The organism is Mesorhizobium sp. AA22 (assembly GCF_001672375.2).
GTDB classification, from domain to species: domain Bacteria; phylum Pseudomonadota; class Alphaproteobacteria; order Rhizobiales; family Rhizobiaceae; genus Mesorhizobium; species Mesorhizobium wenxiniae.
In genome coordinates, this window is the sequence record NZ_CP048406.1 from 5067054 (window position 1) to 5093032 (window position 25979).

General features: G+C 60.1%; 27 protein-coding genes and 1 pseudogene. 10 read left to right on the forward strand and 18 right to left on the reverse strand.

The window, feature by feature from the left end:
• Positions 1-168: 168 nt before the first annotated feature.
• Both A9K68_RS24295 and A9K68_RS31885 read right to left on the reverse strand, forming a co-directional pair.
• Positions 169-1197: an IS110 family transposase gene (locus tag A9K68_RS24295; RefSeq protein ID WP_065007842.1), complete on the reverse strand. Its 1029-nt coding sequence runs from the start codon at positions 1195-1197 to the stop codon at positions 169-171.
• Between the two features lie 306 nt (positions 1198-1503).
• Positions 1504-1620, reverse strand: a pseudogene (locus A9K68_RS31885) (molybdate ABC transporter permease subunit); the annotation flags it as partial.
• A gap of 128 nt (positions 1621-1748) precedes the next feature.
• Between A9K68_RS31885 and A9K68_RS24305 the strand changes: the two are divergent.
• The gene (locus tag A9K68_RS24305) at positions 1749-3044 is read left to right on the forward strand and encodes a polysaccharide biosynthesis/export family protein (RefSeq protein WP_065007843.1); all 1296 of its coding nucleotides are present in this window, start codon (positions 1749-1751) and stop codon (positions 3042-3044) included.
• 189 nt (positions 3045-3233) lie between these two features.
• Here A9K68_RS24305 and A9K68_RS24310 read toward each other — a convergent pair whose 3' ends face one another.
• Entirely contained in the window at positions 3234-4226 is a 993-nt protein-coding gene (locus tag A9K68_RS24310; RefSeq protein WP_065007844.1) for a glycosyltransferase family A protein, read from the reverse strand.
• Positions 4227-4801: 575 nt separating this feature from the next.
• Between A9K68_RS24310 and A9K68_RS24315 the strand changes: the two genes are divergently transcribed.
• The gene (locus tag A9K68_RS24315) at positions 4802-5476 is read left to right on the forward strand and encodes a protein-L-isoaspartate(D-aspartate) O-methyltransferase (protein ID WP_065007845.1); all 675 of its coding nucleotides are present in this window, start codon (positions 4802-4804) and stop codon (positions 5474-5476) included.
• Positions 5477-5623: 147 nt separating this feature from the next.
• Here A9K68_RS24315 and A9K68_RS24320 read toward each other — a convergent pair whose 3' ends face one another.
• The gene (locus A9K68_RS24320; protein ID WP_065007846.1) at positions 5624-6250 is read right to left on the reverse strand and encodes a CDP-alcohol phosphatidyltransferase family protein; all 627 of its coding nucleotides are present in this window, start codon (positions 6248-6250) and stop codon (positions 5624-5626) included.
• Positions 6251-6610: 360 nt separating this feature from the next.
• Between A9K68_RS24320 and A9K68_RS24325 the strand changes: the two genes are divergently transcribed.
• A complete protein-coding gene (locus A9K68_RS24325; protein ID WP_065007847.1) occupies positions 6611-7084 on the forward strand; it encodes a phosphatidylglycerophosphatase A in 474 nt (157 codons plus the stop codon).
• A gap of 94 nt (positions 7085-7178) precedes the next feature.
• On the opposite strand, the gene A9K68_RS24330 is transcribed toward A9K68_RS24325, so the two are convergent.
• From A9K68_RS24330 to A9K68_RS24360, 7 genes are all read right to left on the reverse strand, one after another.
• Entirely contained in the window at positions 7179-7871 is a 693-nt protein-coding gene (locus A9K68_RS24330; protein WP_065007848.1) for a class II aldolase/adducin family protein, read from the reverse strand.
• A complete protein-coding gene (locus A9K68_RS24335; protein ID WP_065007849.1) occupies positions 7868-9328 on the reverse strand; it encodes an FGGY family carbohydrate kinase in 1461 nt (486 codons plus the stop codon). Before A9K68_RS24335 ends, A9K68_RS24330 begins: the two co-directional genes overlap by 4 nt.
• Positions 9329-9332: 4 nt before the next feature.
• Complete coding sequence (locus A9K68_RS24340) at positions 9333-10181, reverse strand: sugar phosphate isomerase/epimerase family protein (protein ID WP_065007850.1); 849 nt, start codon at positions 10179-10181, stop codon at positions 9333-9335.
• A 5-nt stretch (positions 10182-10186) separates the two neighbouring features.
• Complete coding sequence (locus A9K68_RS24345) at positions 10187-11182, reverse strand: ABC transporter permease (RefSeq protein WP_065007851.1); 996 nt, start codon at positions 11180-11182, stop codon at positions 10187-10189.
• Positions 11179-12180 (reverse strand): ABC transporter permease, encoded by a 1002-nt coding sequence (locus tag A9K68_RS24350; protein WP_065007852.1) that lies wholly within the window; start codon positions 12178-12180, stop codon positions 11179-11181. Before A9K68_RS24350 ends, A9K68_RS24345 begins: the two co-directional genes overlap by 4 nt.
• Positions 12173-13687 (reverse strand): sugar ABC transporter ATP-binding protein, encoded by a 1515-nt coding sequence (locus A9K68_RS24355; RefSeq protein ID WP_065007853.1) that lies wholly within the window; start codon positions 13685-13687, stop codon positions 12173-12175. Before A9K68_RS24355 ends, A9K68_RS24350 begins: the two co-directional genes overlap by 8 nt.
• An 88-nt stretch (positions 13688-13775) precedes the next feature.
• Complete coding sequence (locus tag A9K68_RS24360) at positions 13776-14765, reverse strand: autoinducer 2 ABC transporter substrate-binding protein (RefSeq protein ID WP_065007854.1); 990 nt, start codon at positions 14763-14765, stop codon at positions 13776-13778.
• Between the two features lie 208 nt (positions 14766-14973).
• Here A9K68_RS24360 and A9K68_RS24365 point away from each other — a divergent pair, with 208 nt between their 5' ends.
• Positions 14974-16032, forward strand: coding sequence for a LacI family DNA-binding transcriptional regulator (locus A9K68_RS24365; RefSeq protein WP_065007855.1), 1059 nt, complete (start codon positions 14974-14976; stop codon positions 16030-16032).
• Positions 16033-16305: 273 nt separating this feature from the next.
• On the opposite strand, the gene A9K68_RS24370 is transcribed toward A9K68_RS24365, so the two are convergent.
• On the reverse strand, positions 16306-16950 hold the full coding sequence (locus A9K68_RS24370; RefSeq protein ID WP_065007856.1) for a hypothetical protein: 645 nt from the start codon (positions 16948-16950) through the stop codon (positions 16306-16308).
• 244 nt (positions 16951-17194) lie between these two features.
• Between A9K68_RS24370 and A9K68_RS24375 the strand changes: the two genes are divergently transcribed.
• Complete coding sequence (locus A9K68_RS24375) at positions 17195-18670, forward strand: FAD-dependent oxidoreductase (protein WP_065007857.1); 1476 nt, start codon at positions 17195-17197, stop codon at positions 18668-18670.
• Positions 18671-18697: 27 nt separating this feature from the next.
• Here A9K68_RS24375 and A9K68_RS24380 read toward each other — a convergent pair whose 3' ends face one another.
• From A9K68_RS24380 to A9K68_RS24395, 4 genes are all read right to left on the reverse strand, one after another.
• Positions 18698-19162 (reverse strand): YbhB/YbcL family Raf kinase inhibitor-like protein, encoded by a 465-nt coding sequence (locus A9K68_RS24380; protein ID WP_065007941.1) that lies wholly within the window; start codon positions 19160-19162, stop codon positions 18698-18700.
• 55 nt (positions 19163-19217) lie between these two features.
• Complete coding sequence (locus A9K68_RS24385) at positions 19218-19655, reverse strand: DUF2267 domain-containing protein (protein ID WP_065007858.1); 438 nt, start codon at positions 19653-19655, stop codon at positions 19218-19220.
• Positions 19656-19811: 156 nt separating this feature from the next.
• On the reverse strand, positions 19812-21218 hold the full coding sequence (locus A9K68_RS24390; RefSeq protein ID WP_065007859.1) for a Do family serine endopeptidase: 1407 nt from the start codon (positions 21216-21218) through the stop codon (positions 19812-19814).
• A 63-nt stretch (positions 21219-21281) separates the two neighbouring features.
• Positions 21282-21488, reverse strand: coding sequence for a hypothetical protein (locus A9K68_RS24395; RefSeq protein WP_029356015.1), 207 nt, complete (start codon positions 21486-21488; stop codon positions 21282-21284).
• A gap of 303 nt (positions 21489-21791) precedes the next feature.
• Here A9K68_RS24395 and A9K68_RS31890 point away from each other — a divergent pair, with 303 nt between their 5' ends.
• Complete coding sequence (locus tag A9K68_RS31890) at positions 21792-22292, forward strand: hypothetical protein (protein ID WP_246811226.1); 501 nt, start codon at positions 21792-21794, stop codon at positions 22290-22292.
• 41 nt (positions 22293-22333) lie between these two features.
• On the opposite strand, the gene A9K68_RS24405 is transcribed toward A9K68_RS31890, so the two are convergent.
• Positions 22334-22765, reverse strand: coding sequence for a hypothetical protein (locus A9K68_RS24405; protein ID WP_065007861.1), 432 nt, complete (start codon positions 22763-22765; stop codon positions 22334-22336).
• 171 nt (positions 22766-22936) lie between these two features.
• Here A9K68_RS24405 and A9K68_RS24410 point away from each other — a divergent pair, with 171 nt between their 5' ends.
• From A9K68_RS24410 to A9K68_RS24425, 4 genes are all read left to right on the forward strand, one after another.
• Entirely contained in the window at positions 22937-23119 is a 183-nt protein-coding gene (locus tag A9K68_RS24410) for a hypothetical protein (RefSeq protein WP_082982326.1), read from the forward strand.
• An 8-nt stretch (positions 23120-23127) separates the two neighbouring features.
• Entirely contained in the window at positions 23128-23349 is a 222-nt protein-coding gene (locus A9K68_RS24415) for a hypothetical protein (protein ID WP_029356010.1), read from the forward strand.
• Between the two features lie 393 nt (positions 23350-23742).
• Positions 23743-23907 (forward strand): DUF3309 family protein, encoded by a 165-nt coding sequence (locus A9K68_RS24420; protein ID WP_065007862.1) that lies wholly within the window; start codon positions 23743-23745, stop codon positions 23905-23907.
• Between the two features lie 170 nt (positions 23908-24077).
• Positions 24078-25484 carry a PAS domain S-box protein gene (locus A9K68_RS24425; RefSeq protein WP_246811227.1) on the forward strand — a complete coding sequence of 469 codons (1407 nt, stop codon included), beginning with the start codon at positions 24078-24080 and terminating at the stop codon, positions 25482-25484.
• Here the strand turns inward: A9K68_RS24425 and A9K68_RS31440 are convergent.
• A complete protein-coding gene (locus A9K68_RS31440; protein ID WP_203546861.1) occupies positions 25440-25877 on the reverse strand; it encodes a hypothetical protein in 438 nt (145 codons plus the stop codon). The two genes, A9K68_RS24425 and A9K68_RS31440, sit on opposite strands and share 45 nt — an antisense overlap.
• Positions 25878-25979: the final 102 nt, after the last annotated feature.

Here is a 25979-nt window from a genome sequence, read left to right on the forward strand (position 1 = left end):
GGGCCGGTATGGTGATGCGCGGATCAGGTCCAAATCAGCAAAGCGAGCTTGCGTGGGCTCTCAACTTGACTCTGGTTTTCCTGACCCCGATCTGATCGATCATTTGCCCATGCAGTTCATGCCTTCCTCACATCCCCGACGTCCCGGTCTCAGGTGCGTTGTTGCAAATCACGCAAGCACCGTCGCCGGATCTCGGTAGTCCTCCTGTTTCGTCAGCATGGCCCAGATGCCACGCGCCATCTTGTTGGCCAGCGCGATTGCCACCAGCATGCGCGGTTTCTTCAACATCAAGCGGGCAAGCCAGGAACCGTCGGGTGCGCGCCTCCGAGATGCCCATCGAACCACGGCCATGGCGCCGATGATGAGCAACCGCCGAATATCGCGCTGGCCCATCTTCGATACCTTCCCTAGTCGTTGCTTGCCGCCGCTCGACTTCTGCCGAGGGACCAGCCCGAGCCAGGCGGCGAAATCGCGACCGCACTTAAAGGCTTCCATCGGTGGCGCAAAGGTTTCAATGGCAAGGGCAGCGATAGGGCCGACACCGGGCATGGTTTGCAAGCGCCGAGATGTTGCAGCTTGCTTGGACAGCGTGTCGATCGTCTTCTTCAATGCCGCGAGCCGGCTGCTCAACTGGTCGATCTGGTCAAGGAGAGCGCTGCAGATGTCACGGACTAGATCCGGCAGGTCTGCGCTCTCGTCCTCGACGATCTCTGCCAGACGTGGCAGGTGGCCGATGCCTTGCGGAGCAACATAACCGAACTCATAGAGGTGCGCGCGCAGCGCATTCACCAATTCGGTTCTCTGATTCACGAACTGCTCTCTGGTGCGAAACACGATGGCCCGGGACTGCTGCTCCTTGGTCTTCGGTTCGACAAAGCGCATTGTCGGTCGTTGCGCTGCTTCGACGATCGCCTCCGCATCTGCGACGTCGTTCTTCTGCCGCTTGACGAACGGTTTGACATAGGCCGGGGCAATCAGTCTTGGCTCATGGCCAAGCCGAGCCATCTGACGGGCCCAGTAGTGGGAGCTGCCGCACGCTTCCATCGCCACGACACATGCCGGTTGACTCGCCATGAACTTGCAAAACTGCAGGCGCGACAGCTTCTTGCGGAACACAACCGATCCATCAGCTGCCGCCCCGTGCAGCTGAAAGACGTTCTTTGCCAGATCGACCCCAATGATGGTAACCTTTTCCATGGATGCCTGCCTCTCCTTTGCGTGGCGCTAACACCACAAACTTGGCACATTGCGATGCCGTCGGAGAAGGCTGGCATCCACCCCATCAGCAAAAAATGGCGTGGCATTCAGTGGTGACGTTGGTGTGTCCGCCGCGCAGCTTCCGTGTTTAACGGAGCGGCGGACATGGCGGCCGCGCGTCAGGGCCAACGCCGCTCAGGCCACCAGAACGCGACTGCCATCAGGTAGCGCGCGACCGGCTGTTCGCTGGCCGGCGGTGTCGCTTCCGGCCGACGACACGCCGGTGACGTCAGCCATAGCGTTTGGGCTCCACGACTGCACCAGATCGACGACCAGGAGCGTCGCGGACGATAGCCAAACCATGATCGACGCGATCGCGGTGGCCGCCGGATAGTTGTATTCTTCCAGCCGGATGACGATCAGAGTGGCGCGATCTCGGAATATCGTCTGCCTTGTTGCCGTTGTTCAGAGCGTAAATTCGCCTCAAAGGAATGGCGTTGTGAGAAAGGTCTGCGTCGACGTCATGCTTAAACATTGCGGGGTGATCGCGAATGTTGAATAGATCGGTGCGCTGGATGCGGGCAGGCAGCTGCGCTGCGCTCGCTTGCGTGTTTTTGTTTTTCGCATACGCGAATCCGTCGAATGGCCTTGCCCTAGCGGAGGAGTACAATGTCGGCGAGTACCGTCTGCAGACTGGCGACGTGATCGGCTTCGCTGTCATAGGCTATCCCGAGATGCAAAAGCGAGCTGTCATCGACCAAAGCGGTGTAATCGTGTTGCCGGTCCTGGGCCTCCTAACCGTTCTCGGGAAGACAATAGAGGATGTTCGCAAGGAGGTAATTGAGGGTTTAAAACCAAAATCCCTTCCACAACGATCCGCCGACGGCACTGAGACTTGGACTGGGTTTTACCCGGATCAGATTGTAGTTGATATTGAGGAATACAGACCCGTCTATATTGACGGGGACATTGCCTCTCCTGGGACTCAGGCCTTCAGACCAGGCATGACTGTCCGACAGGCTGTGGCGGCTGGCGGCGGCTACCAGCTCGGTCGCGGTGAGCTTCAAAACCCTGAAATGACAGCAGCGGACCTTGGCGGCCGCCTCCACATTCTGCGCATCAAGTACCAGGAAAGCGAAATCAAGGCTGCTCGCATAGAGGCGCAGCTGAGCGGCGCCAGAGCGATTGAGGTTCCGGACGCAGAACATGATCCGAGCCTCGAACCTCGTCGCGACGAAGCTTTGCAGCAGGAGGGGAAGCATCTTGAAGCTGTCTATGCGGATCAGGAGAAGGAGCGCGCTTCGATTGAGTTGGCCGCAACCAAGGCGGCGGAACGAATGGGCTACCTGAAGGAGCAGCAGAAGGCGGATCAAGCGGGCGCAGCCGCAGATGCGGCGGAACTTGATCGCCTCAAGAAGCTCTTCGAAAAAGGTCTGATCCAGATCACGAGGGTCAACGATGCTCAACGCGCAGTGCTCTTGTCAGCGACCCGCGCTTTGCAAACCAACGCTGAGATCGCTCGACTTGAACGCGACCAAGGGGATTTGCAGCGCAGTCTTGATAAGCTTATCGACCAGAGTCGAATTGACCTGTTGGCTGGCTTGCAGACTGAACGCGCGGCGATGAACCAAATGCGCGCTGAGATGGATTCATTGACCAAACAAATCGCCTACGTGATGCAGATGCGCAGCGACCTTGTAGGCGAAGGGGACCGAATTACGATCGGTGTAACCCGCTCCACTGACGGACAGGCAGCGACGACCGAGGTGACTGAAGATACTCTGCTTGCTCCGGGTGACACCATCACAATTACGCTGGAGGTCCCACCAGGAGCGGTCGCGAACTAGACAATTAAATATTGTATAGAGGCGGCGCGTAGTTGCACGTGTCCTATGGAAATGTGGTCCGGGCCAATATCGTTCTGGTGGCCGCTCAGGGTCCGGGCAGTGACGTGATTGCCGCGTGCGCCGCCAAAGCCTGACATCAAGCATCTAGCTTCAACAGCCCCGCTCGGTACGTCCGAACAGGGGACGCGCTTACCTCTCCAGATAAATCTTGTCATAGAGAGGCCGAGACTCGGCGTTTCGCATCCGTTTCACTCGAACCTTGATCCAGCGAGGGACCAATCCGCGGCAGCAGACGTCGACCGTGTGAGGCAGACGTGAAATGGCCGTGCGCGGCTCCAGTACAAAGAGCTTCTTCGACAGGTACCAGGCTGCGGAAGGCCGCCCTTGAAGCAAAGCTCTCACCGCAAGCGAATTGATCGTGTCAAGCAGATGGGCATTGAGATCGCTCCCAAATTGCGGATATTTCTCGTGAAACTCGGCTAGGACAATTTGATACGAACGAAACATCTGCATGACATCGCTCGACATGTTGCCGCTCGTCCTACGGTAACCCACAAGATATTGGGGCACGACACGAAACTCGTAATTCTCCGCTATTCTGAGGCACATTAGAAGATCTTCGCAGCCTTGTGCGTTCCTCGCCCTCAGGGAAGGATCAAACTGTCCCGCCCGCTCGAATGCGGAGCGACGTACAAGCATCGAACTTCCGTTACCGACAAAGTTGTTTCTGCACATGCGTTGCAGCACGCGACCATCGGCATCGGGCTGTTTGAGTGAAAATATCCGACCGTCCTCGTCGATCTCCGCAAACCAGCAATATGCCAGGCCAGCTGACGAGCCTCCTTCCTGCAGGACGCGCAGTTGCAGTGCGATTTTGGACGGAGCCCAAAGATCATCCGCGTCCACGAACGCTAGAAACTCCGCATCGGTGGCAGCGGCGCCGCTGTTGCGTGCGTGCGCAACACCCGCGTTCGGCTGCCTGAAAAGCCGTATACGCCGATCTTGCTCGGCATAGGCGGCCACGATTGACGCGGACCGGTCCGTCGACCCATCATCCACAACGATAATGTCCAGCGCCTGGTGGCTCTGCTGGCAGATGCTGGTCAGCGTCTGGAGAATGGTTCTCTCGGCATTGAACATGGGCACCACGACGCCTATCACAGTGGCATTGTGCTGGCTCATTTGCCTTCGTCTTCTCTCACGACGTGGTAAAATGGCACATCAGGCCGGTAGTTCCATCAACTTTCTCTACTTTAGCTGATGGGAGGATTCAACCACGACGGCCGAGCGGCAAGGCAGAGCGCCCCGGCGAGTTCCACTCAGCACTCCTGGAAGCGATAAAGTAGCGGCCTCCGGACTTTAGCCGGATCTTTAGGAACTCCGATTGTGTAGGTGAGTGAAGAACCTCCCGAACTGCCCGTCGCGGCATTCCCGCTGCCCGAAGCCATGCAGCAGTCGCAGCCTCGCTCGGTGAAACAGGCGTCCACTATTCAACGACAACGCCCCGGCCGAGATCGCCGGCTGCCCACGCATGCACGCAATGCAGCCGTTCATTGTTCGACACCGCGATCCAGGACATACCCGTTATGGCGACATGGCACGGGATCTCCGGGGCCGCCGCCGATGCCAAGACGCAACGCCAAAATTAATTCCGGTCGCCGCGGGCACCCGCAACCGGAAACGAAGGCGGGCGTTGCTGTGACGAACAGGATATAAGCCTATCTGGCAGCAAGCTGGTTGAGGAAAGCCCCACCGTCATGAAGCCAATGAATGAAGAACACCTCGCAGTTCTACGCAGACACATGGTCGAGATGATTGCAATCCATACCGACCTTGCAAGCGAAGAACTCGGCAAGGCGGCGCTCGATGAACGGGTGATGGCAGCGATGCAGCGGGTGCCGCGCCATCTCTTCGTGCCAAGCTCGGTCGCGCCTTATGCCTACCAGGACATGCCACTGCCGATCGGCTTCGACAAAACCGTCTCGCAGCCGTTCATCGTCGCTCTCATGACCGATCTCCTTGCTCTCCAGCCGGACGAGGCGGTGCTCGAGATCGGCACCGGCCTGGGCTACCAAACCGCAATCCTCGCGGAACTCGCCGGGCACGTTTGGAGCGTCGAAATCATCGAGGAATTCGCAAGCCATGCCGAAACTCTCCTGCAGGGCCTCGGTCTATCTAATATCAGCATTCGTGTCGGTGACGGGTCTCGCGGCTGGCCCGAGCACGCCCCATTCGATAAGATCCTAGTCACCGTCGCGGCTGGGCGGGCGCCACCAGCTTTGCTTGAGCAGCTCAAGCCGGGGGGCCGCCTGGTTCTGCCTGTGGGCCCTGAACAAGGGCAGTTGCTGACGGTCATCGACAAGGATTCGGTAGGGCAACTGAAGACTCGCAAACTCATCCCGGTTCGGTTCAGCCGGCTCGAAACGGTCTAATGAGGGTGCGGACATCTGGCCCACAGGGGTCAGCAACTTCGCTATGGCCAGAGATGACGCAGGCCGGGAGGATTGTTTTTAACCTACTGTGGCCGCGACAGCGCCTCGCGTTTTCCGCCGCCCAAAACCAGTATGGGATTTCGCGTCTCACGGCTGCTTCGCGTCCGCTCGTTTGAGCATGGCAAATGCGCGATTGATCCGTTGCAGAGCTGTGGCGTTTGCCAGCAGTGCGTAAAGCGCGAACCCGCCCGTGAGAAACCAAGGCGAAGCGGCGCCCATGGCGATCGCCAATCCATCGGCGACTAACAGCACGCAAATGAACACCAGACGTTCCATCCGTTCGAAGAAATCCGGCCACGCCTGGTTTTCTATGGGGATTTCGATCGCCGTCCGCGCCTTGGCGTAGCTGGTGAGGATTCCGCCGGCGAATGCGATCATTGCGATCGCCCACAGATCGGCGACCCAGCCTATTGCCGCAAACACGGCAAGTTCCTGATAGCGGTCGGCCATGGCGTCGAAATAGCCACCGGCCTTCGTGCTCATATGTCTCCGACGGGCGACCGCACCGTCCAGCGCGTCGAAGGTGAAGGCCAACGCGAGGCAAAGGCCAAAGGCAAGGCTTGACTGGTGGTACACATAGGCGGCGCACGACAGGGCGACGAGCACCAGACCGCCGGCTGTAACTTGGTTCGGGGTCATGCCGATCCCGATCAGCGGAGAAGCGGCGTGCTCCCATAGCGGGTCGATACGACGTTTCATAAGACCGGCGATCATGATGACTTTGCTCCTCTGATGATGTCGTTCCGCGAAGCTTAACCGGCAAATTGTGGGTTCGTTCCAGCCCGTCGGCGCCGACCGAGGTGGTCAGCGCGGCGGAGACCGATCAGGCCCGGCTCAACCAGCAGCGTTTCTTTGGCGAATGCGGCCAATGGATTAAGGTAGCCAGAGAACTGTCAAGCTGTCGGCGAAACGGAAAATTTCGGTTGCTGCTATAACCGTCCGATGTTGTTCCGATGTTTCTGCAACGCCCGTCGTGTCTGCCGCCGCACATCGACTGGCAGTCTAGCGGCAGTAACCCGAAAGATGTGACTATAATGCCTATTTACAATTCACGGGGAAGCCGTCCGAAACTCCATGCGTAAATTTCTGCCTAAGTTTGCTTGCCTACTCGCGACCTCTGCCGGCGCAGGATTCTCTCCGTTATGGCCGGGCACGGCCGGCGCGGGCGTCGGAGTGGCTCTTGCCGCGGTCCTGATACCTGCATCGCCTTGGCTGATCGTGCTTGCCTATATGGCCTTATTCGCCGTGGGAGTATGGGCGTCGTCGCATGTCGTCTCCCATACCGGGACGGAGGATCCGCAGATCGTCGTCGTTGACGAGACCTTCGGCACCGCCGCAACACTTTCCATGCTGCCGCTCGACCCGGTCTGGTGGGCAGCAGGTTTCCTTGCCTTCCGGTTTTTCGATGTCGTCAAGCCTTGGCCCATCGGCGTCGTGCATGAGAAGGTAAGGGGTGGACTCGGCATCATGCTGGACGACGCGGCTGCGGCTGTCTTTGCCGGCGCGTTGCTGCTTTTGCTGAACGATTTGATTCAACGTTTGCCGTAAGGGGGACATCTTCGTCTTCACCTGCCACTGTCGAGCTTATTGCGGCCCACCGGGAAAAACAGACCTCTCGCCACCAAAATCTGCCGGAGCAGCGCTAGACCGCAGCGTCGCGCGGCCGTGCCAAATCGTTCGTTCCCTCCGGATCCGGCGCTTGGCCATAGCTCATCTTCTTCATCTGCTCGATCACCCGCGCCATCTCCTCGTCGGAAAGGACGGGCGGCTCACCAAGTGTAAGCGCCTGGACATACATGCGCGAAAGGGTTTCGACCTCGTTCGCCAGCCACAACGCCGCTTCCATGGTCTTGCCGAGCGAAATTTGGCCGTGCTGGCCAAGCAGGCAGGCGAAGCGTTCCTTGAGTGCAACCAAGGCATTGTCGGACAAGGCCTGCGTGCCAAAGGTTGCGTATTCCGCGCAGCGGATCGTCGTACCGCCAGCCACTCCTGTCATATAGTGGAAGCTCGGGATCGTCTTGTGATGGCAGGCCAGCGTCGTGGCGTAGAGCGAGTGGCAATGCAGCACGACGTTGATCTCCTGCCGCTCCCTCAAAATGTCACGGTGGAAGCGCCACTCCGAGGAGGGCCGTCGGCCGACATAGGTGCCGTCAAAGCCCATCTCGACGATGTCTTCGGGCGTCATCGTTTCGTAGGGCAGCGACGAGGGCGTGATCAGGAAACCGTCGCTGCAGCGCACCGACAGGTTGCCGGCATTGCCCTGGTTGATACCGCTGGAGTTCATCCGGCGGCAAACATCGACCATCTCGCGGCGCAGCGCGCTGTCATCGGTCATCGATTGTCCCTTTTGCTGGTGTTGCCCTGTTGCAAGTTGTTTCGCTTCGCCAGTTCGCGCCACCGCTGTGCATAGGCTGCGAGCGCGTTACGGTCGCCGGCAAAGGCGGTCGGCCGGCTGAGTGCGATGGGAGCCGGCGTGTCACGAGTTTCATGTTCGCCAAGTAACGCCGCACCCGAAGCGGTGCCGTAGGAGTCGAGGTTGTAGACCGTTTCGGCGTTTGGCCGCAGCGCGGCAACAAACGTGGCGTAGAGCGGATCCCTCAGGAAGGTGCCATCCAATGCAACCAACCCGTCTTCGTTCAGCGCATCGATACATTCGGTCGTCAGCAGCGCGGCATAGAGCACGGCGAGCCCTTTGCGCTCAGCAGGGGTTTCTGCAGGCGGCCCTTCAAACCGGCCGCGCCCAGTGCTGCCGGGAAACAGGCCGTCATCGTCGCCGAACGACGGCAATGCGAAGGTGCCGCGCTCAATCGACAAGCTGACCAGCGCAGCGTCGGCCGCAGTTTCTTCTTGCCCCTGTCCTGCCACATGACTGAACTCTCGTCCGCCCATGGTCAAAACGCCGCCGACCGGGCCTCCCGTCACGTCGCTGTTCAGCACCATTCCGCGGTTTTCATCGAGGTGGTCGAGAGGTGTCGCCGCGCACATTCCGACAATCCAGGTTCCGGTAGAGATCACGCAGGCGTCGCGCATGCCTGCCGCCTGGTAGCGGTAGAGGTTCAGGCTGCTGTCGTGGCCGCCAGTCAGGACAGACAGCTTTTCCGGTATGCCGTGCCGGCGCGCCAGATCGTGCCGGATTGGCCCCAACGTCTCCCAGGCCGGATGGAATGGTGGCATGAGGCGCTGCCACCCCTGCCCCGCGACAATGGGTGACCACTGCTTGCGCACATTGTTCCATAGATGCGATTGCGCCGAGAGGATCGTCGGTTCGGCCGATGGCACGCCTGACAGCCGCCAGGCCCAATATTGCGGCAAGCCCAGATACCAGCGAGCCTGAGCGACGCGCTCCGGATCAACCTGCTGCATCCAGTACAGCTGGCGCGCCTGGTGGGCGGCCTTTAGCATGATCGCGCTGCCGCGATCGAAGAAATCGCCCGAAAGCGGCGCGTAGCCATCGCGAATTGCGGGCGGCAGATCCTGCTCGTAGTCAATCATCGGCAGGGCGGACGTCTCGTCGGGATCTGCGTTCACCAGAACTCCCGCGGAGCCATGTCCGGTGCCGACCACCTTTTCCAGCGGATGATGACGGCACAAACTGGCAAGCGAGCCGAACAGCCAGTCGCTAATGCCCTTGAGGTCGTGCTGCCGCCAAGGTGGACCGGGCCGCACTTCGTTGTGGACAGAGAGGCTCTCTACGAGCACGCCGTCGAGCGTCATCGCGGAGAGCTTAATATTGGTCTTCCCGACATCGAAGACGGCGATCCTCGCGCCGTCCGCCTTCTGCCCGTCACCCATCGTGTCAGATCAAACCGTATTGGCGAGCCTTGTTGCGCAGGAACGGCAAGCCATTACCCATCACCTCGGCCTCATCCTTCGCGACCGGGCGCCAGACCGAGAGACCGTAGGAGACTTCCGGCGGCATGTTGATGAAGCTTTCCATGGCAAGTCCGCCCTTGAAACCGATCGCCGCCAGCGTTGCGTAAATCTCGTCCCAGGGGCAGTTGCCAGTGCCTGGTGTGCCGCGATCGCTCTCGGACAAGTGGATGTACTTCAGGTGATCGCGGGCGGCCAGAATGCCATTGGCCGCCCCCTTCTCCTCGATGTTCATATGGTAGGTGTCGAGATGAACAAAGATGTTGTCGGCCCCGATTTTCTCGACCATCCAGACGGCCTGCGCGCCGGTGTTGATCAAATGGTTCTCGTAGCGGTTCACGGCCTCGATTCCGAGTTCGATGCCGCGCTTCTTGGCGTGCTTGGCGGCGACGGTCAGCACATGCGCGATGTTGTCGTATTCCTTTTCGGTCGGTGGCACGCCGGTGCGTTCGCCGATACCGCCGAAAATCACGCCGGAAAGCGCCAGCGCGCCCATTTCCGCCGTCTTGTCGATGGCCTCTTCGAGATGTTTGATGGCGGCATCCGGCCGAACCGAGGCCCAGGCGCGCTCCGGCAGGCCGAGCGAGCAAACGGCAGGAAGATTGTGCTTTTTGAGCAAGGCGCGTGTATGCGCGGCATCGACCGCCGGCGCGTTCAGAAGCGCGATCTCGATAAAGTCCATCCCGTATTTGACCGAAGCCGCGATCGCCTTCTCCGCGCCGGCCCGGTCCCAGTTCATCGTCCACATCGAGGTGTGGACCCCAAAACCATGCATCTAACTCATCCTCTGTTTGTGTTTAGGAATTTGAGGCGCCCGGCAAGCCAGCGCAGGATCATCACCGTGATCATCAAAATCCCCCAGACTGCCGTCGCAAGATGCTGGTTCGCGCCCATCAGATTGAGTCCCGAGGACAGAAGCTGGAGCACGACCAGCGCAACGAAGACCGGGATCACTCGACCGAAGCCGCCGAACGGATTGACGCCGCCCAGAAAACAGGCAAGCACGGTGATCAGCAGGTAAGACTCGCCGTGGCCGACACGCACCGAATTGAAGCGCGCCAGCATGATGATGCCGGCAACCGCGCACATCGCTCCGGACAATGTGTAGACGAGAACCTGCACCTTGCGCGTATTGATACCGGAATAGCGCGTGGCCTCGATATTGGAGCCGATCATGTAGGTGTTGAAGCCTAGCTTCATGCGCGTCAGCAAGACCTGCCAGATCAGCACGCAAGCGATGAAGATGAGCAACGGTACCGGGATGCCAAAGATCGAACCGTAGCCGATCGCCGCGAAGAAGCCGGGAATGCCGGACACGTCGCCGCCGCGCGTCAGGAATTCGCCGAGACCGCGCAGGAAGATCATCATCGACAGCGAGACCAGAATCGGGTGAGCCTTGGTGTAGGCGATGACGAGCCCCATGATCAGCCCACTCAGTGCTCCGACCACGATGGCAAGGATCGAGCCAAGGACAAAGGCGTCGATGCCTGCGTCGACGCCTCCCTGGCTTTGCAGTACCCAAGCCAGCGTCAGGCCGGCCATGTTGGCCGTGAAGGTGATGGCCAGGTTCAAGCCGCCGGTCAGGATCGGCAGCAGCATGGCAAGCGTGAGGAGGCCGAGTTCCGGCAGCTGGAAGGCGACCGATCCAAAGGTGGCACGGGAAAAGAAGTTCGGCGCGGCAAAGCCGAACACGACCATAACCGCTACGAACGCGGCGAGCGGACCTGCTAATTCGGGGCCGAGCGCGTTGCGGGCGCGTTCAATCAAAACCGTCATGAAGGCACCCGCCGGCTTTTCAGGAACGGCAGCAGGCGTTCGATGCTGGTGTTCGACAGGGTGATGGCGGCAAGAATAATGGCGCCGACGATCATCTTGAACGCGAAAGGCGATACACCCATCAAATTGAGTCCGTTTTGGGTGATCGAGACCAACAGAACGCCCAGAATGCAGCCGAGCACGCTGCCTTTGCCGCCGCCGAGCCGCGCACCGCCAAGGACCACGGCTGCCAGGACGTCGAGTTCGCGACCATAAAGGGCGTTCGGCACCACTTCCTGCGCGTAATGCGCTTGCACGAGACCGGCGATGCCCGCCATCAGGCCCAGCCAGCCGAATGCAATAAACTGCATGGCACCAATATTGATGCCGAAGCGGCGCGCCCCCTCCGGATTGTCGCCAAATGCGTAGAGCTGGCGCCCAGTGGTGGTGCGCGTGATCAACGCCCAGGTAGCGAACACGCAGATAGCCATAATGAGCACAGGTAGGGTGATTTCCGCCCAGCTGCCGTCAGCCATCTCTCGCTCGAACAGCACGACACGGTTGGTGAGCCAGTCCGGAAGATTGTAGATCGACACGCCGCCTGTGAAGAACATCAGCAAGCCGAAGAAAATGTTGAAAGTCGAAATCGTGGCGACGATCGAAATGATTCTGAACCCGTGGATCAGGAAGGCGTTGATGCAGCCCAACGCGACGCCCAATGCGCCAGCGATGATGACGCCGATAATCCAATTGCCGCCGCCGACCCAGCCGAGGACGGTCGCCGTCAGATATTGCACAACGGAGGCAGCAACTGCGAAGGAAATGTCAATGCCACCGGCGACCAGCACGACGAGCAGGCCGACGGCGAAAATGATGTTGACCGAGCTGGTGTTCAGAAGGTCAAACGCGTTGCCGAGGGTGAAGAACCGGTCTGTCGCGAACGAAAGGAAGACGCAGATGACTGCGATAACGGCCAGCAAAGCCAGTTCCGTTGCGTGGGAGCGGACAAACCTACGCATAGACCGCCTCCTCGATCGCCTGGAGGGTCGTAGCGCCCGGTGCATATTCGCCGACAATGCGCCCCTGAGCCATGTGCAGCACACGGTCCGCGTTGAAATAGACTTCAGGCACCTCGTCCGAGATCAGGATAATGGCCAGGCCGCTGTCTGCGAGCTTGGAAACGATGTCGAAAATGCCGGCGCGCGCGCCGACATCGACGCCGACTGTCGGTGCGTCGAGGATAAGCAGCTTCGGACCGGTCGCCAGCCATTTTGCAATGGCGACACGTTGCTGATTTCCCCCCGACAGGGTCGAGATCGCGTCGTCCTGCTTTCCGATCCTGACGCCGAGATCCCTTATCCAGCGATTGACCAGAGATCGCTTGCGATCGCTCGAAATGAAACCGCTCGAAAGGATCTTGTCCAGCGAGGCGATGACCATGTTGTCGGCGATTGCCTGGGGCTGAATGAGGCCGAGCGACAGCCGGTCTTCCGAAAGATAGGCGACGCCGGCAGCGATCGCGTCACGGTTGGAACCGAAGCGAACGGGTTTGCCATCCAGGACGACAGAGCCCGATTTCGGCTTGCGCATGCCAAACAATGTCAGCGCCAGCTCGGTGCGCCCTGCCCCGAGCAACCCGGTGATGCCGAGCGTCTCGCCGCGCCGGACCGCCAAGGACACATCCTGGAATTCGCCGGGCCGCGACAGTCCCTCGACCTCAAGCATGACCGGGCTCTTGCTCAAATCCCGATGCAGGACGGAATAGTCGAAGGTCTTGCCCGTCATCAGCTCGGTGATGCGCGATTGGGTCAGGCCCTTGGTTGGATAGACGCCTACCAGCGCGCCGTCGCGCAGCACGGTGACGCGGCTGGAGATTTCAAGAACCTCCGCCAAGCGATGACTGACGAACACAACGGCGACGCCCGACGACGACAGATTGCGCACAATGTCCAGCAGATAGTCGGTTTCGGATTGGGTGAGCGACGCCGTCGGCTCGTCCATGAAGACGAGCTTCGCCTCGCCGACGAGGGCGCGCGCGATTGCTACGATCTGCCGCTGTGCGATGGGAAAATGGTGGAGTGCTAAATCGACATCGAGGGTAACACCAAGACGTTGCAGGGCGTTGGTCGCGACACGGCGCATTTCGGCATAGTTCACCAGCCGCGGCCAGCGGCCGATGACAGTCTGGAACGCGATGTTCTCGGCGACAGTCATCTCGGGAAACAGGGCGAGGTCCTGCCAGATGACCTGAATCCCGCCGGCCTGCGCCGTAACCGGCGACATATTGGAGTAGCTCTGGCCATCATAGTCGATCACGGCGCCCGCCTCGGGCTTGTACACGCCCGTAATGACCTTGATCAGCGTGCTCTTGCCGGAGCCGTTCTCGCCGGCGAGGCAATGCACCTCGCCCGGCAGCACCTCAAAGCTGACATTCTTCAGCGCCTTCACGCCGCCGAACGTCACGCTGATGTTGCGGAGCGACAGCAACGGCCGTGATGTGGCGCCATCGAGTGCCTGATCAGCCATCGAGTTGAAACCCTGGATTCAATCCCGTTTGCAGTCCTGCAGCCGGGCCGGCTCGAGGCCAGCCCGGCTGCCATAGCCTTGGGAGGCTTTACAGGCCCATCGCCGCGAGATCGTCGACAGTATCCTTGTTGATGGGGACCAGCTGATCGACGATGATGTTACGGTTTTCGAAGTCGGGCTTGACTGTCCCTAGCCCTTCGATCGTATCGCCGTCCTTGATCTCGTTGCCCTTCATGAGATGGTCGGCCAGCGTGACGAAAACCTCGCCCGCCTGCTTCGGATTCCACATGAAGCCGCCGGAGATCGCGTCGTTCTTGATGAGCTTCTGGCCCTGGCCTGGCGAGAATGGGCCGAGCACGAATATTTCCCCCACCTTCCGCCGCTCTTCGATTGCGCGCCCAGCGCCGATCGGGCCTTGGCTGCCGAAGGCCAGAAAGCCCTTCAAGCCGGAATTCGCGGAAATCAGGTCAAGCGCAGTGCTGCGGCTTTTGTCGACATCCTCGGCGACACCATAACGTTCGCCGACAAGCTTCATGTCGGGATAGTTCTTCTTTAGATACTCGATTGCCGCATCGGCCCAGGCATTGTGCAGCGGCACCGTCAGCGAGCCGACGAACACTGCATACTCACCCTTGCCGCCCATCTTCTCCGCCAGGAGCTTGGCATGAGCTTCGCCGAAGCCGGTCGCGGACGCGAGTTCGAAATCCCAGTCGGCGCCCTTCTGGCCAGGCGATTCATGCGTGATGACGATGATGCCGGCGTCCTTGGCCTTCTGCAGCACCGGTTCAAGCACTTTGGCATCGTTCGGCACCACACCGATGACCTTGACCCCCTGTGCGATCAGATCCTCGATGGCGCGAACTTGCAGTGCCGGATCGGCGCTGGTTGGGCCAACCATGAACGCGTCGACGCCGAGCTTCTGGCCGCGCTCCTTGATACCCGCCTCCATTGCGTTGAACCACGGAATGCCGCCGATCTTTACGACGACGCCGACCTTGCCGGCCTGCTGTGCCATCGCAGCGAACGATCCGCCAAGCAAAAGGGTCGCGGCAAGCGCCGCGATCATGAGCTTTTTCATCTGTACTCCTCCCATAAGTTCCTAGTGGAACACACTCGAGCCGTCGAACGACGGCGGCCGTTAGAAACCTCCCCGAAAAACACGGGCGCTTCCCCATCGATTATCCACCGGTTTCCGCTTGCACAATCGATGGTGCAGAAACTATTATGCATGGAGAAGCTCTCGTCAAGCCGGATATTTGCTCTAAAAAGACGCGCGGGAGGGCCAGATGGATCAGCGGGTCAAGAAAAAGGCGACGATCTATGACCTGTCCGTGCTATCGGGCAGTTCGCCATCGACCGTGAGTGCCGTCCTGAACGGCACTTGGCGCAAGCGCCGCATCAAGGAAAGTACGGCGCAAACAATTCTCGGCCTCGCCGAACTCCACCAATACACCACCAATCTGCAGGCGCGAGGCTTGCGACGCTCGCGATCGGGCCTGGTCGGCCTGATGCTGCCCGTCCACGACAATCGCTACTTCTCCTCCATGGCGCAGACGTTTGAGGGGCATGTGCGTAGCCGCGGCCAATGCCCGGTCGTGGTTAGCGCCAGCCGCGACCCGGAAGAGGAACGGCGGACCGCGGAGACGCTGATCTCCTATTCAATCGACCAGCTCTTCATCGTCGGCGCCACCGATCCGGACGGCGTGCACGAGGTCTGCGAACCGGCGGGGCTGAGGCATATCAACATCGACCTGCCGGGAGCGAAGGCGCATTCGGTGATCAGCGACAATTATGAGGGCGCACGGATGCTGACGGAAGCAATCATCCGCCGCTTCGGCAACGACGATCCTCTGCGGCCGGACGAGCTGTTTCTGTTTGGCGGCCGCAACGACCATGCCAGCCGCGAACGCATCGCCGCTTTCCATGCGACCAAGAAGGCACTGCTGGGCGCCGACCCTGAAGACGGTGTGCAGTCCTCCGGGTATTCGCCCGATATAACTTTGCGTGCCTTCGAGGCGTTTTACCAACGCCACGGCAAGCTGCCGCGCGCGCTGTTTGTCAATTCGTCGATCAATATGGAAGGTCTGCTGCGTTTCATGGCGGGCCGGCCGGCGGAGATGTTTAGTGAGCTCGTCGTCGGTTGCTACGACTACGATCCGTTCGGCTCCTTCCTGCCCTTCCCGGTAATCATGGTGCGGCAGAACATTGAGGCGATGATTACGAAGGCGTTCGAGCTGATCGATAACGCGACGACGACGCCACAGACCTTCCTGATTGCGCCAGAGTTGATCCAGCCCAGGTCTGCGCTCAAAGGGCCGCTCGACACTCTGAAGGATATAGCGTGAGTGCGAAATGGCGCGACAGGGTGACCCTGCACGCCCTGAGATTTCAATGGCTTATCATGCCGATCGGCATTGAGACCGGTGCCGAACCGCCGCAGAACCTCTTCTCCGAAAGTGCCGCCGGCCGCCTTCTCCTGGCTGCTTCGCTCACAAGTGATCCCATATTGGAGCCACAGTCGCCATCTCCGTGCAAACCTATCACGAAAGTGTCGCCGGTTCACTGTGAGCCCAATACGGGACACGTGGGCGCAGGCCAAAGACCAACAGCAGCGAGCATTAGAAGCGATAACGGATTCCAAGAGTGTTCGCATTAGAACCCTCGTTCATATCGCCAATTGTACCATCGGCGCCGGATCTATGGTGGAGTTGGTAGACAAGTTCGACATTGGGAGCTTGCCTGACTCTGAACGAAAGCTCCGCACCAACGAAGCCGAGGAATGATGCATCGCCATCGTAGCGGATTTCGCGATCGCGCTCGATCTCGGTAGGGCCTGTAACGGCACTGAATCCAGCGGTCAGTGCGGGCGCAATCGCCAAATCACCAATGACAAGGCCCTGGTGGCGAAGTCGCGCTCCGGCCCAAAGTTCGCCAGACGTATCGTCGTCCTGGCCAAATCTTATGGCCACGCCGGTGACGCCACCAAGAACGAAACCAGCGCCTATATCGACGAGATCGCGACCGTATGCAGCTCCGATTATATAGTTGTCCGTGTAGTCGGCACCAAAAACATTGATCGTGTCCCCGAAGGCCCCGCTCGCAAACACGCCACCAAAGACATAAACATCATTCTTGGTCGGCAGACCGTCTGTGAAAGGGTCTTGGGTCGCAAAATAAATAAAGGGAGAATTGTCATCGGCGAGTCCAGAACTGACTGAAGTGCTCAAGATCACCGCAGCCAGGGCCGCTTGCAGTGCGTGCATAGACAAGCTCCGAATCAATCCATGCCATTGTTCGCAATTGCACAGGGGAAAACAAGGTACGAATTGGTTTGTCGCCAGAATACTGGATGTGGTTCATCCCATACCTCGAACTCTTCTTTTGGCTCTGCCAAGCGGCTTGCGACACCTGCCTCAGGTAACCCGGTGGTGCGCGCCGTAAATCCGGGAACGTTTTCGCGTCGGCGCGGGTTGTGGAGATGCCTCAAACGCATGGGACGCCGGTGAAATGGCCATTCTTTCAGGAAAATCGGGAAGCTGTTGGGTGGCGGCAGCCCCCGCTACGAATTATCCCCCGCTCGAGGGCTCGATCCATGCGGAGGCCGTTGTCGTGGGCGCCGGGATTGTCGGGCTCACGACGGCGCTTCGCCTTTGCGAGGCCGGTCGGTCGGTGATCGTCATCGAAGGCCTGCGGACAGGCGGCCAGGTGACCGGCCGCTCGACGGCCAAGATCACGACGCAGCACGCGCTGATCTACCACCATCTCATCGACACCTTCGGCCGGGACCTGGCGCAAGCCTATGCCGATGCGAATTCCGCCGGCGCTGTTCAGATCCGGGAATGGGTTCGCAACTATGGCATTCCCTGCGATCTCGAGGCCAAAGACGCCTATACCTACACCTGCGATGCAAGCCGGCGCGCGGAGATCGTGGCCGAGGCAGAGGCCGCGCGGCAAGTTGGGCTGAACGCCGATAGTCTCGAGCGCGCGCCGCTCCCTTTCGAAACGGCCGCCGCTCTGCGTTTTTCAGACCAGGCGCAGTTCAATCCGGCGATGTATCTGGTTGGCCTGGCTCGAGCGGTGACGGCCCGTGGCGGACGGATGTTCGAAAACAGCCGCGCGATCTCGATCGGCGAGGCAAGCCGCTGGCGCGTCGTCACCGACAGCGGCACCGTCCACGCCGAGCATGTGGTCGTCGCCACCAACATGACGGTGAAGAGCCCCGTCGGTATGGCGAACCGGACCCAGCCGCGCTGCCACACTGCCATGGCGTTCCGGATCGATGACCCTCTTGCTGTCGACGGCATGTTCATCGGCATCGACCATCCAACGCATTCCATCCGCACCGGCCGCGATGCCGAAGGCCCGCTGCTGGTCGCGCTCGGCCCCAAATTCGACACAGGCCAGGATGGCGACGTGGCGAAACGGTTCGTCGAGCTGGAACAATGGGCCAGAATGAGCCTTCCGGTTGGGGACGTTGCGTGGCGCTGGTGTAATGAGGACTATGATACGGCCGATAGAGTTCCGTATGCCGGCGAACCCGATCCGGACAAAGCCTCCGGTTTTCATATTGCCACGGGATTCAACGCCTGGGGCATCACCAATGGAACGGCCGCAGGCACGATGATCGCGGATTTGATCTGCGCTCGGCCGAGCCCATGGCAAAAGCTCTATGATCCGACGCGGTCTTATCCCGAGGACTTTCATAGGAATGGCCGCAGCCAATCGATTGTCTCAAGCATCGACGACATCGTGCCCGGCATGGGCGGTGTGATCGTCAGGGGTGACGAAAAGATCGCGGCGTGGAGAGACACTGAAGGAGTACTCCACCCCGTTTCGGCGACATGCACCCACAAAGGCTGCACCGTGACCTGGAACAACGCGGACAACACCTGGGATTGTCCCTGCCATGGCTCGATTTTCGCCGCCGACGGCACGGTTATCCACGGCCCGGCTCGAAAACCGCTTGCCCCGGCCGCGCTGTAAAAAAGGCGGCGACCGACACGGCCGGCGTTACCGCGCGTAGGTTCCGACCAGCTCAGTCTGCTCCAGCGCATGCTTCTGGGCTTCCTTCCAGACAGACTGCACGCCCGCCTGTCCCGGCACACTGAGGCTCGGCACGTCGAGCACGGCCAGCCGGAAATGATAATGATGGACGCCATGTCCCACCGGCGGCTGTGGGCCGTCGTAATAGGCATTGCCGAAATCGTTGGTGCCTTGCCGAAGTGCCGACGGACCTGGCTTGCCATCTTGCGCCTCGGCTAGCTCGCTGGCATCGGGCGGGATATTGAACACCGCCCAGTGCCCGAAGGTGCCGCTCGGCGCGTCGGGATCCTGCACGACAAGAACAAGGCTCTTCGCACCATCCGGAACCCCGGACCACTTCAGCGGCGGCGAGACGTTCTGGCCGTCACGGGTATACCTTTCAGGGATTTTCCCGCCCGCCGGAAACGCAGGGCTGATAAGGGTGAGTGGCATTTTCATTTCCCCAAAGAAGCGTTACGGCCGAGACCATCGAGGTCTGGGCGCCATTTCACGCCGCTTGCTGAGCTTCCGCGGCGCGCCTGATTTCTGCCGGCAAGGATTCCCAAACCTTGGTCATTTGCCCCTCGTCCACGTGGTGAACGAGCACCTTGGATACGACCCTGAATGCAACGTTGGAATCGACCGGCCGGGTGAATTCCAGCTCTGCCTTGATTTTGGCGAGAAACTCATCGAGCGACCGCAACTTCTCGGGCGTCTTGGAAGGCTGATATTGGTCGTAATAGGCGCCGCGTACCAGGATCGGCAGCTGCGAGCCGAGGTGGGCTGCAAGATCCGGCTGCATGCGGTCTCGCAGCGCGTGCAGCACCGCTCCAAGAACATGCCATGCGATCTGCCGATCCGGTCCCATCTCGGCCATGATATCGTCGAGCCAGATGTTTGTGGTCTGCAGCGTCTTGTCGAATACATCGAGTCCGGTGGCGCTCATCGAAGCCTCCTGTTCAACGGTTTGAACGCCTCATCAGACGAAACGACCGTGGGTCGGCTGTTGTTCCCGTCCGCAAGCTTAAAGGCCGTCTCTCGCGAGGCGTGTGATCCATCCGGCCAAGCTTTCGCTGCGTGTGTTTCCGCCAAGATTGCCCCGTCAAGATTTGGCCTTGGCGACGGCAACGAAAAGCGATTGTCCTTGCCTGTTGATGCGGAACAATATGGGCCTGTTCTGTTGGCGCGATTTCGCCCACTCCTCTTGGATGTCCGACGGCTGCGTCACGTTCCGGTTGTTGGCCGAGACGATCACATCGCCAGGCTGAATGCCGTTTTCGGCGGCGAGGCCGTTGGGGGCCACTTCTTGCACGAATACGCCCGTAATGTCCGGCTGGAGTCCGAGCTGCTGGCGCGCCTCATCCGGGATTGGGCTGAGCGACAAACCAAGACGTGTGTCGGCCGTTTCCGACTTTGGAACGGCGCCGGTCTGTTGCTCCTCATCGTTGCGCTGTCCGATGGTCAGAGCTATTTCCTGTTGGCTGCCTCCACGATTTCTTGTCAGCGTCGTTTTTGTTCCCGGCGTTTGGCTCGCAGCCGCGAGCGTCAAATCGTGGACGTTCTGGATGTCCTTGCCGTTAAAGCGTGTAATCACGTCTCCTGCCTGTATGCCTGCCTGCTCCGCCGGACTGCCGGGTTCGACCGAAGCGACCAGCGCTCCCTTGCTGTCGGGTATTCCAAGCGCCTCAGCAATCGACGGCGTGATCTCCTGGAGACGTACTCCGATGAAGCCGCGCTCGATCCGGCCGGTGCGGATCAACTGGTCGACAATGTTGCGGGCGGTGCGGGATGGTACCGCAAAGCCAATCCCTATGCTGCCACCTGTGGGAGATACGATGGCCGTGTTGACCCCGATCACTTCGCCGCGCGCATTGAACAGCGGGCCGCCGGAATTGCCGCGATTGATTGAGGCGTCGGTCTGGAGAAAGTCGTCGTATGGACCGGCATTGATGTCGCGCGAACGGGCCGAAAGCACGCCGACGGTGACGGTCCCACCGAGTCCGAACGGACTGCCGATGGCGATGGTCCATGCGCCGGGTTGTACTGCATCTGAGTCACCCCAGGCGGTGGTTGTCATGTTGGGCCGTGGGTCGATCTTCAGCACCGCGAGGTCGGTTGCCGCATCGCGGCCGACGAGCCGCGCAGGCAGCGTCTCCTTGTCGGAGAATACGACATGAATTTCGCTGGCATCGGCAACGACATGGTTGTTGGTGACGATGTATCCATCGGGGCTGATCACAAAGCCGGAGCCAAGTGCCTCTCGCACCCGCGGTTGAGCCGGTCCAAGGCCGCGGCCATAGAAAGGACTAAGAAGGTCGTTCAACGTCGCCTGGTCTTGGATAATCTGTCGGGTGGTTATTGCGACCACGGCCGGAATTTTCTCGCGCACGATTGCCGTGAAGTCGTTCGGGATTTCCTGGGCTGCGAGCGGAGCAAAGCCGCCGGCCGAGAGCATCAGAGTTCCGGCGATCAGGCCGGAGCAAAGTCTTTTGTTCAAAACCGGAAACATGGTCTGCGACTCCTCCAGCGTTCAGTGATCAAGCATGCGACAGCTCCAGCATGAGAAAGCGGTTCACCAGCGGATTACTACAACCTTGTCGTTCCCGTTGGCGAGTTCGACAGCTTCGGTGCCGTCCGGTTTGCGGCTTTCGATCCGGGCGCTTTCTATTGTTTCTATGCCAGCGATATTGGCTGCAAAGGCTTCGTCAATCTCGGCGGCACAGACCAGGGTATCCGGTGGCAGATCCTTTACTTGGTCCATCAACTCGCGAAGCTTCATGGCGAATCTCCTTGCACGGCCCCGGGTTCTTTCGACCGCACATTTCAACCATGTCCCTCAAGAAAAGTTCCCGGAGAGGATTGCGGGAATCTCACAGGATGATCTCTGCGCAAGGGGTCTCTCGTAGAGCCCGAGAGAACGGTCTTTGAATAACCACGACCGGCCTCGGAAATCATCTGAACTCCAGCTCGCAATCCGGCGGGCGGGGATCTGCCCGTTACGCTCGGCCACGATGTATCGGGCGTGGTGGAGCTGTCCGGCACGCGGGCGCAACTTTGAAGAAGGGCGATCCGATGTTTTGCCATGCTTGGCAATGACCGCCGCGGTAACGCCGAATACGTCGTGGTCAAGGCGACGGAAGCGGCAGCAAAACCGGAACGTCTAACCCATGTGGAAGCCGCCGCCGTGCGGCTTGCCGGCATACAGCATGGCAGGGCCTTTTCGACCATGGCGACCCTAAAATCCGGGCAGCGGGTTCTCATCCATGGCGGCGCCGGCGTTGTCGGGCATCAGGCGATTCAGTTTGCCAAGGCTGCGGGCGCATTTGTCGTGACGACTGTTGCTGCCAACGATTTCGATTTCGCCCCGCGAGGATGCACATGTGGTGGCATGGATCGTATGAGCGCGGGCTGTGTTCACTTAAGAGGGCGCTCGAATTGCTTCTCTATACGGTATACGGTCGCCGACAAAGGGCCTGACCGGGCGAGCATGAAATCTTCACCCGGCCGCTCTGAAAGCACGCATTCGCTCCACGATCCACTGTGTTGCCGGCGACGCCACCAGCATCTGGCGGCCAGCCGCTAACGAGAACGATCAAGACTTGTCGTCACCGTTCTGCGCTGGCCTCAATGCACAAACCTTGCCCTCAGCCAAGCCAGAAGTCTGTTGCCGGTAATTGTCCGGCGAACTCTGGCGGCAGCCCATCGCGCTTGCATGGTAGCACCGACGTGGCAGTGACAGACGATGTTGTGCAACTGCCAGTCACTCAGCTCGAAGAAGCGCTTTGCCTCACCGTAGGTGTCATCTTTCAGACCCATGGCGCGCAGCACCGGATCCTCATAGGCAACAGTGATCGGCGACCCCGCGCCACGCGCTACGGCACGGGCTTCAGGACTGAGATATTCGGTGCCTGAAAGCGCTCCGAGGCAACGCCGTGGATTTTGCTCGAGAAGCTTTGCCCAACGCTCGATCCGTTGCGTCCGAGACATGGCCGGGTATGTCGCCGAGGGCTCAACTGTTGCAATTGTTTGCAGTTGCTCGAGTGTTTGATGTTTCATGGTCGGCTCCTTTCATTAGGTCGAAGCGCCCACGCCCTCACAGAAGATTATTGCGCTGCGACGCGCCGACAAGGCCAGAATTGGCGATGTTAGGAGTTTGCCCCTCGCAGGGGTTCTTATCAGGAACCTTCTCGGGGGCCTGCTTGTTTTGGCTAGTGAAAGGAGAGCGTCATGAGCACAAAACCACCACCCGTTCCGGCAGAGAACAAGAGCCCTAAGGGTCCGGGCGATAAGAAGTCGATTCCCGTCGACCCAACGCAGCACGGCCATTCCGCCCCAGATCCCGACAAACAGGGCCAGCAGGGCAACACTAGGGTCAATACGACCCATCAAGGCTACCAGCAGGACCGTTAGGTGATTTCATGTCTACGTCGAAGAAGACCCGCGCCAGCATCCGCCATGGCGGTCCTGGCGCATCGCACGAGAATGCCAAGAAGCCGCTGGTGATAGAAAAGCCGCCAGCCGATTCCGATCAGCGCAGCCGCAGCAAGATCTCAGGCGGTGGAGGCGAACGCGACAGCCACCATACTCATGACTCGGAAAAGAAGGGCGGCGGCACCCGACCGGCACACCAAGCAAGGTGAATGGTTGTTCACGTCCCGGCGAAGCCTGCGGCCCGGCACCTCGCATTTCTGCTGAAAATGGCGAGGTGCCAAACATCATCAGGTCGTCTGATTGTGAGCACCGCCTCGGCAGTGGCTGTGGCTTTTTTGCCCTATCGCCGAAACTTCGGCCCGCGTCAGGCATCCTGCTGTGATTGCCCGTCCCTCCAGGTGGTCCGAGGCTGAAAGCCTGTTGCCCGCTTGCTCCCGGCCGGCGGGCTTTCCCGTCAGCCTACCGGCTTTTTCCCGCTAGACGAGCGACACGATGCTACTTCCGGTGGAACAGGAAGCCCCTTCTGGGAGTTCATACCGTCATCAACAGGCGCATGGACGTGCCCTTGTATGGCGCGGCAGCGCAAGAATGGGAGAACCACCATGACCCTCGGCACCATACTCATCATCATTTTGATCCTTGTCTTGCTTGGCGGGTTCAGCGGTCTGGGTGGCGGGCCGTTCTACGGCACCGGCTATTATGGTGGCGGCGGCCTCGGTCTCGTGCTACTCATCGTCATTATCCTGGTCCTTCTCGGACGCATCTAGTGCCCGCTCGATTAGGCCGATAACTTCAGGGTGATCCACGGTCGCGCTAGTACCTTGTCCAGGAATGTGGCGGCTGCAGGCAAAGGGGGGCGCACGTGATTGTCCGGACGGAACCGAAATCGGTCAAGTGCATTATAGCCGCTCGGAAATCCACGAGAATGGCGCCATAAGTGAACTTCGTTGAACAAGCCGATGTCGGCCTCGGAGTTTCGGGCATTCCCGCTGCCGATCTGATGCAGGCACTGCCGGTCGCCATCTACACCGTCGACGGGCAGGGACGCATCACCTTCTTCAACGAAGCCGCAGCTGAGCTCTGGGGCCATCGTCCCGTTATCGGTCGGGACCTATGGTGCGGTTCGTGGAAACTTCGTCATCTCGACGGTCGAGATATGGCACATGGCGAGTGTCCGATGGCCGTGGCGCTGCGCGAAGGACGGGATGTCTCATGGGACCAGGCGATTGCGGAGCGGCCGGACGGCGAACTCGTCCCGTTCAGGGCTCACCCACGCCTGCTTCGCGACGAAGCGGGCAATGTTGTCGGTGCCATCAACACGCTGCTCGACCTGCGCACCCAGAAGCTGGGCGATGAAGCCCGCATGCGTCTTGCCGCCATTGTCGAGTCGTCGATGGACGCCATCGTGTCGAAGGACATGAATGGCATCATCACCAGTTGGAACGATGCTGCAGAGCGCTTGTTCGGCTACACGCCTGCCGAGGCGGTCGGCCGGCCGGTGACGATGCTCATTCCGCCCGACCGTCTCGACGAGGAAGTCTCGATCATCAGCCGCATCCGCGCCGGCGAACGCGTCCCCTCCTATGAGACGATGCGCCTGCGCAAGGACGGCACGCTCGTTTCGGTCTCGCTCACCGTCTCGCCGATCCGCGACGGGATCGGGCGGGTCGTCGGTGCCTCCAAGATCGCGCGCGACATCAGTTCTCACAAGGAGAACGAGCGGCGCATCCGTCTGCTCATGCGCGAGGTCAATCATCGGGTGAAGAACCAGTTTTCGGTCATCATCTCGATGATCCGCGAGACCAGCAGGCTGACGAGCACACCTGAGGCTTTCCTCGGGCAGGTTCGGGAGCGCATCATGGCGCTTTCGGAATCCCACGATCTCCTGGTCAATGCCGAGTGGCGCGGGGCGACCGTCGGGGAGCTCATCCAGGCACAGCTCAAGGCTTTTGCAGCCCAGTCCCGCGTGTCGATGGCCGGGCCAATGGTGATACTGCAGCCGAACGCCGTCCAGTATCTCGGTATCGCCTTCCACGAACTCGCCACCAATTCGGCAAAACATGGAGCGCTGTCCTGTAGCGGCGGACGTGTCGAAATCGATTGGAATGTGATCCCTACCGGTGACGGCGCCGACACCTTTCGACTGGTCTGGCATGAGTTGGACGGGCCGATCCTAGATGCTGTCAGGGGGCGCGGCTTCGGAGTTGTCGTTCTCGAGCGGGTGGCGCCGCAGGCACTCAGCGGCAGCGGGCGGCTGGAATTCCACGAGCAAGGCGTCACCTGGACGCTCGAGGCGCCGCTACCCTTCGTCCAGACGTCTGTCGCGGATAACGCGGCCGTTTGAAAGCGCCCGTGAAGCTGAACCCTCCCCTCCGACCGACTGCCCTGACGCCGACCTATTACTTCGGTCCGGCTTGCGATGATAGAACGAAACAGTCCTGTCCTCCAGAACATCGAAGCCGCCGCTGCCAGGCAGAACATCGCAATTCACTGAGTCCCGATGGACGTTATGTGATTCAAGAACTGTGAGGCTGTCGAATTCCATGGCCGCCCCGCAGAACTGGGCCGCTTGCAGTACCAGGCATTCGATGTCTTCAAGCGCGACGTTTTCTGCGAGGTTTCGCAGCCGCACGGCCTCGGCCACCGCGGTCACATTGACCAATCCCTTAAAGCAGGCGGCTGCCCTAACTTGCAGGTTAACGTCTTGACACAAATGAGGCGAGTAACCGTATTTCATGGAAAACCCTCTTTTTCAGGAGCGGTTTGTCCCTCGTTGGTAAGCATGCGCCATAACGATCCGAATGGCAACGGGATCAATAAAATTATACCGTTAAATCAA

Excerpts from the sequence above, each read along its gene's own strand:
- A9K68_RS24365 (WP_065007855.1), top strand. The coding sequence starts at position 14,974 with ATGGATCAGCGGGTCAAGAAAAAGGCGACGATCTATGACCTGTCCGTG.
- A9K68_RS24345 (WP_065007851.1), bottom strand. The coding sequence starts at position 11,182 with ATGACGGTTTTGATTGAACGCGCCCGCAACGCGCTCGGCCCCGAATTA.
- A9K68_RS24320 (WP_065007846.1), bottom strand. The coding sequence starts at position 6,250 with ATGATCGCCGGTCTTATGAAACGTCGTATCGACCCGCTATGGGAGCAC.
- A9K68_RS24375 (WP_065007857.1), top strand. The coding sequence starts at position 17,195 with ATGGCCATTCTTTCAGGAAAATCGGGAAGCTGTTGGGTGGCGGCAGCC.
- A9K68_RS24370 (WP_065007856.1), bottom strand. The coding sequence starts at position 16,950 with ATGCACGCACTGCAAGCGGCCCTGGCTGCGGTGATCTTGAGCACTTCA.
- A9K68_RS24395 (WP_029356015.1), bottom strand. The coding sequence starts at position 21,488 with ATGAAGCTTCGCGAGTTGATGGACCAAGTAAAGGATCTGCCACCGGAT.
- A9K68_RS24350 (WP_065007852.1), bottom strand. The coding sequence starts at position 12,180 with ATGCGTAGGTTTGTCCGCTCCCACGCAACGGAACTGGCTTTGCTGGCC.
- A9K68_RS24390 (WP_065007859.1), bottom strand. The coding sequence starts at position 21,218 with ATGTTTCCGGTTTTGAACAAAAGACTTTGCTCCGGCCTGATCGCCGGA.
- A9K68_RS24315 (WP_065007845.1), top strand. The coding sequence starts at position 4,802 with ATGAAGCCAATGAATGAAGAACACCTCGCAGTTCTACGCAGACACATG.
- A9K68_RS24360 (WP_065007854.1), bottom strand. The coding sequence starts at position 14,765 with ATGAAAAAGCTCATGATCGCGGCGCTTGCCGCGACCCTTTTGCTTGGC.
- A9K68_RS24405 (WP_065007861.1), bottom strand. The coding sequence starts at position 22,765 with ATGAAACATCAAACACTCGAGCAACTGCAAACAATTGCAACAGTTGAG.
- A9K68_RS24355 (WP_065007853.1), bottom strand. The coding sequence starts at position 13,687 with ATGGCTGATCAGGCACTCGATGGCGCCACATCACGGCCGTTGCTGTCG.
- A9K68_RS24330 (WP_065007848.1), bottom strand. The coding sequence starts at position 7,871 with ATGACCGATGACAGCGCGCTGCGCCGCGAGATGGTCGATGTTTGCCGC.
- A9K68_RS24385 (WP_065007858.1), bottom strand. The coding sequence starts at position 19,655 with ATGAGCGCCACCGGACTCGATGTATTCGACAAGACGCTGCAGACCACA.
- A9K68_RS31890 (WP_246811226.1), top strand. The coding sequence starts at position 21,792 with ATGCTTGGCAATGACCGCCGCGGTAACGCCGAATACGTCGTGGTCAAG.
- A9K68_RS24335 (WP_065007849.1), bottom strand. The coding sequence starts at position 9,328 with ATGGGTGACGGGCAGAAGGCGGACGGCGCGAGGATCGCCGTCTTCGAT.
- A9K68_RS24380 (WP_065007941.1), bottom strand. The coding sequence starts at position 19,162 with ATGCCACTCACCCTTATCAGCCCTGCGTTTCCGGCGGGCGGGAAAATC.
- A9K68_RS24310 (WP_065007844.1), bottom strand. The coding sequence starts at position 4,226 with ATGAGCCAGCACAATGCCACTGTGATAGGCGTCGTGGTGCCCATGTTC.
- A9K68_RS24295 (WP_065007842.1), bottom strand. The coding sequence starts at position 1,197 with ATGGAAAAGGTTACCATCATTGGGGTCGATCTGGCAAAGAACGTCTTT.
- A9K68_RS24305 (WP_065007843.1), top strand. The coding sequence starts at position 1,749 with ATGTTGAATAGATCGGTGCGCTGGATGCGGGCAGGCAGCTGCGCTGCG.
- A9K68_RS24340 (WP_065007850.1), bottom strand. The coding sequence starts at position 10,181 with ATGCATGGTTTTGGGGTCCACACCTCGATGTGGACGATGAACTGGGAC.
- A9K68_RS24410 (WP_082982326.1), top strand. The coding sequence starts at position 22,937 with ATGAGCACAAAACCACCACCCGTTCCGGCAGAGAACAAGAGCCCTAAG.
- A9K68_RS24325 (WP_065007847.1), top strand. The coding sequence starts at position 6,611 with ATGCGTAAATTTCTGCCTAAGTTTGCTTGCCTACTCGCGACCTCTGCC.
- A9K68_RS24420 (WP_065007862.1), top strand. The coding sequence starts at position 23,743 with ATGACCCTCGGCACCATACTCATCATCATTTTGATCCTTGTCTTGCTT.
- A9K68_RS24415 (WP_029356010.1), top strand. The coding sequence starts at position 23,128 with ATGTCTACGTCGAAGAAGACCCGCGCCAGCATCCGCCATGGCGGTCCT.
- A9K68_RS31440 (WP_203546861.1), bottom strand. The coding sequence starts at position 25,877 with ATGAAATACGGTTACTCGCCTCATTTGTGTCAAGACGTTAACCTGCAA.